Genomic DNA, 4,565 nt, shown 5'->3' with positions numbered 1-4,565 from the left:
GGGCAGAGCTCTATGGCGAGCTCGCAGCACTAATAAACCTGGCAAACGAACACCCCCGCTCCAAGGGACCGGGGGTGCAAGTAACGCTGGTTGCGGGGGCTAGATTTGCTCAAGAACGTACCAAGTGGACGTTGAGGCGATCGGCCTAGGTTGGTTGCGGGGGCTGGCAACCAGCGCTATTTGCACCTCGATTGTGCGATTCTATAGGCTAAGTTCCAGGTGCCAATCGCCTCGATTCGAGGCGAGATCCGCTTCAGCCCCAACAGCGGACATGTCAGCGTCGGGCATTGTCATATAAACCTGAACGGGCCTCCAAAGGCCGCTGGTCTGGCGCGTTCAGGCCCCCAGCTGACCGCCGGTTAATCTGACAACGCCTCTACGCTGCTAAGTCTGTGGCGTGCATGTTGCGGAGTGCTTGAGCGCGTTTCACCCTTGATCCGGTCGCCTCGTCGATTGCTGCTAATCTGGCAATGATCCGACACGAATTGGCCTTAGGTGAGCGGAGGTCCGCTTTGAGTCAGAAACGGAAGTCAGGCTCGCCCGGCGCGATGTCCGCTAGGTGCCATTAACGGACGTTGGGCACTAGGTAGCGCAAGTCGGCTATATACCTCTTAGCCAATATTCTCGGGGGTTGTGTCAAACGGCAAATCGAAGAATGGCCGCTAGATCACCGTTTCCAGGCAAATCCGCTTTCCTTACTCCGAGGACGCGAGCGCCAGTCGATAGGGCGCGAGCGGCAATCTCATCGACGACATCGTATGTCGAAGCGCTGGGTCCATCCGCAAGGCTAACCGAACCAGTGACCTCATCGACTACCCCCGGCACGTTGCTGTCAATGTTGACAAGGAGTGTTTCGATAGCACCATACGAAGCGGCTTGAGCCGCATCGGACAAATCTGTCGTCGCTCGATTGGTGCCCGCGCAGTTTTCATACAACACACTAAGTCCCTCGATCTCTCGCGCATTTATGTCATCGAGTATTACTCGTGCTGCAGCTCCGATATCAGCATCCGTCGTCCGGTCGCCAACTGCAGGGATGTGATCCATCACAAGGCTGGGGTAGCTATTCACCGAGCGGTAAATTGAAGCCAAACGATCCGAAGCAGCGAGAATTAGCGGCGTCTCGCGGCCAGAAAGTACGGCGCGAAGTGCAGCATCAACTTTTCTAGCGTATTGGCGCAGCTGGACATTCTGGCCTTCAGTACCGTGGATACGTCGACTATGACCACGGTCATTCAAGGTCGACTTGCTCACGGCACTAGCGGCGTCTCGCGGTAATCCTGGCACCTTCGCTTGCGAAGGAGCCATGCTGGGAAGGACCTCAACTAAACGCGCCGCGTTTTCCGAAAGGACTAGGACGTAGGCCGCATGAGGAAAAGTAATCGCACGCAGAAGTGGATTTAAGTGAAAACGATCCGAGACCTGGACCATTGGTGATAAGCGATTTGCTAATCGAAATGTCTGAAGACTATCGGGCGTAGCCAATACGGCAAGACTGTTTGCCTGAAGACGCCAGAATTCTTCGTCCTCTAGAAGGTCGTCGACGTGCTCAGAAAGCTCCAATAGACGCCTCTTATCAAAACCGCTCTCTTCAAGCTGTTGTCGCCCGGCTGTGTACAAATTGGACAGCTGCGTGAGACTTGCATCTACGTGCTGCGACAGTGGCGTCGTTTCCACATAGATCGAGACGCACGCGTCCGCACGCTTTTCCATTAGTGAGAGAAACTCCGGTCGTGTTGGCAAATCAATATACAGCATGCATGCCTCGTGCTTTCGACGATGGGATGATGGGGCAGAGAAAAGAAGCGCCGTTATCGTCTGGTGATTATCAGATGCAGATCAACAGCGGCAACCTACTATTCACTAAGGCTATAGGCCACCAGTGCCGATGATTGCCGCTTTGGGTCCAAGAAGCTGCGGAGGGCCGGGAAGACGATTGCTCTCAGGGACGCCTCGCCTAAGAAACGACACCATTGCCTCTACAAGTCTCGGACAACCTTGAGTGCTCCATCGTCGGCTGCCGCAACGAGCTCAGCGTGATCGGCCTCGGCGAGATCAGCATACATCTCCGCGAATGCAGTGACGGCTCGGTCGAATGTGGCGTCATCCCCCAGGTAGCCGGCGATCATTGCGGCGTCTCCAGATCGAGCGTGCGCCCGCGCCAGCGCGGTCCCGCACCATCGAGCATAATCACGCAAACCTTTCGGTGTCAGACGATTTACTTCAAAGGAGTACTTGCCATCCCAGAGCTGCCGAACGTAAAAGTCGGTCGGCTGTTCCCCAGGCGCTGTGTATCGCCCCCAACCCAAGAAGGCGTCGGTTGCCGCTTGTATGAGCCGCTGCCCCGTGACGACGCGTTGTCCAGCTTGTCGGCAGGACGTGGCACCGAGATGCTTTTCAAGCACTGAGTCGGTTGCCTCCTTAAGCTGCAGGAAGAGCGGCTCACGGTCGCCCGACTCGAATAGAGCGATAAAGCAGTTGGTGCCAACGCTGCCGACTCCGACCACCTTTAAAGCGATGTCTGTTAGTGAGTAGCGATTGATCAACGCTTGCCGGTCGGGCGCCATAGTTTTGAGATACTCGTCGAACAGCGCTCGGATTCTCTCGCCTTCGGTCCGGCGCTCGTGCCCGGTGAGCGGAACGATGAGTGGCGGTTGGGACACGATCACCGAGCGGCCATCTTGTACCTCGGTGAGCTTCAACAGAGCGCCAAGGCTATTCTTGTGCGATGACTTCCGGCGCACATGCTTGATACTGCGCTCGCGCTCTTTCTCATTCTTGATGGAACTAAGGATCTCGTCGGCGTCGAACCGTACGTAGAAAAGATCGAGAGGGTCCATCAGTGACGCCTCGATCATGGTTGTACGGTAGGCACGTACGGCCACGCGAGCGACCTTGAGACACTGCTTCACATCGAACTTGTTTTCGCGCGCGGCGACAACACAGCTCGCGGCAAGCCGCTTGACGTCCCAGTCAAAAGGTCCCCTCAGGGTCTCGTCGAAATCGTTTATGTCGAATACCAGCCGACGATCGGAAGTGGCGAATAGGCCAAAGTTCGACAAGTGGGCATCTCCACATAACTGAACCTCAAGGTTGACCCGCCCCGAGGCCGCAAGGTCTGCAGCCATTACCCCGGCCGACCCACGCAGATAAGCAAAGGGGGTCGCGAGCATCCTTCCATAGCGTATCGGAACGAGTTCGCTCACTCGGCGCGCATCCTGGGAGCGGAGAATTGATAACGGATTCGCCCGTCCAGGCGTCACTAGCTCCGCGTGTGACTCCAAAGAATGAGTCTCGCGCTGGGCTCTTCCAGCAGCGGCCCGCTCCGTGCGAGACGCGAGAGGGGGCCACAACACTCCGTCGAAAAAACTTGAGGTGTCCATCATTAACGCGGCCATCGCAGCACCGCCGCGCTGGCGGGGCGAATATCTTTCTTATTCGCCAGCATAAACTTGTACCCGATAGACTAAAGCCGACGCGAACCCTACTTTAGACGTTGGCTCGGTCTCAGAACAGCGCAATCGACCTCGCTTCAGCGGATCCGGCACTCTCATCTATCAGGGAAAGAGATACCCTTTAAGCATTGGCGGGCCGATGTCGATTCTTGTGCTGGACTCCGATGCGCACCGGAGGCGCGCCGACGCTCTTGCTCTCAACGTCAAGCTCAAGATCCTCGAAAATCAAAAATCTGAGATCGAGACCAAAATCGCCGCAGCGCCGGAAGCCGAACCCCTGCTCCACCCTGCACTGGCAAATGTCTATCGCAAGACCGTCGCGGAGCTTCAGACCATAATCCACAATCCGGAGACAAGCCGCGAAGCCTTCGGTCTCATAAGGGGCTTGATTGACGCCGTCATTCTCACGCCAGTCAACGGCGAGCTCGAAATCGAGCTACGCGGCGACCTCGCCTCTATCCTCGCCCTGTCCAAGACCGGAGAAAACAAAGCCTTCTCCGCTACGGAGAAGGCTTAGCTGACCTCGGACTGCCGATACAGCACGACCGCTTTACACCCATAAGCGGACATCCGTGGGCCCTGCATCGATGTCAGCTAAGTGCCAGAAGCGGACATTAGTCTGTCTGAGCTTTTGATAGCTTTTGCGGTAGCTACGAGGCGATTTGTCCCGTCAGATGCTTGAAGCATCGTGCAAAACCGGTGATGTTCGGCGTTAGAGCCCTATTGCGGTTACCGAGCCATCACACCGACAATCTTGAGGGAGTGAAATCTGATGAACATTGGAGCCACCAAGGCGCTGCTTTTTGCTTGCATGGTCAGCGCAACCACGGTCGTCGTCGGTGCTGCTGCACAGGAGAAAGATGCGCCACGCCAGGTCCTCTTCAACAACGTCAACGTTTTTGACGGCAAGAGTGACAGGCTCGCCGAAGGCATGAGCGTTCTGGTCGAAGGGAACTTGATCAAGACGGTCTCCGCCGAAGCGATTGACGCACCGGAAGCATTCGTGGTCGATGGCGAAGGCCGGACATTGATGCCCGGTCTGATCGACATGCATTCTCATTTGTGTATCCGCAACGGGATGCTTGAGTTCCGTGATGATTATGATCAGAT

At 56.3% G+C, this 4,565-nt stretch carries 3 protein-coding genes and 1 pseudogene; 2 read left to right on the top strand and 2 right to left on the bottom strand.

Annotated features, from left to right (window positions below; all coding sequences use genetic code 11):
- Positions 1 to 636: 636 nt before the first annotated feature.
- Together AC221Y_RS20535 and AC221Y_RS20530 are read right to left on the bottom strand one after the other, a co-directional pair.
- Positions 637 to 1,758 (bottom strand): baeRF11 domain-containing protein, encoded by a 1,122-nt coding sequence (locus AC221Y_RS20535; protein WP_486708233.1) that lies wholly within the window; start codon positions 1,756 to 1,758, stop codon positions 637 to 639.
- 221 nt (positions 1,759 to 1,979) lie between these two features.
- A complete protein-coding gene (locus tag AC221Y_RS20530; protein WP_486708234.1) occupies positions 1,980 to 3,383 on the bottom strand; it encodes a DUF2252 domain-containing protein in 1,404 nt (467 codons plus the stop codon).
- Positions 3,384 to 3,594: 211 nt separating this feature from the next.
- Between AC221Y_RS20530 and AC221Y_RS20525 the strand changes: the two genes are divergently transcribed.
- Both AC221Y_RS20525 and AC221Y_RS20520 read left to right on the top strand, forming a co-directional pair.
- Positions 3,595 to 3,972, top strand: a complete 378-nt coding sequence (locus tag AC221Y_RS20525; RefSeq protein ID WP_486708232.1) for a hypothetical protein — start codon at positions 3,595 to 3,597, stop codon at positions 3,970 to 3,972.
- 255 nt (positions 3,973 to 4,227) lie between these two features.
- A pseudogene (locus tag AC221Y_RS20520) lies at positions 4,228 to 4,565 on the top strand (amidohydrolase family protein); the annotation flags it as partial.

It is taken from the genome of Boseongicola sp. (assembly GCF_057460485.1).
Note: the sequence above shows the minus strand (reverse complement) of the source record. Positions and strands in the feature narration are given on the sequence as shown.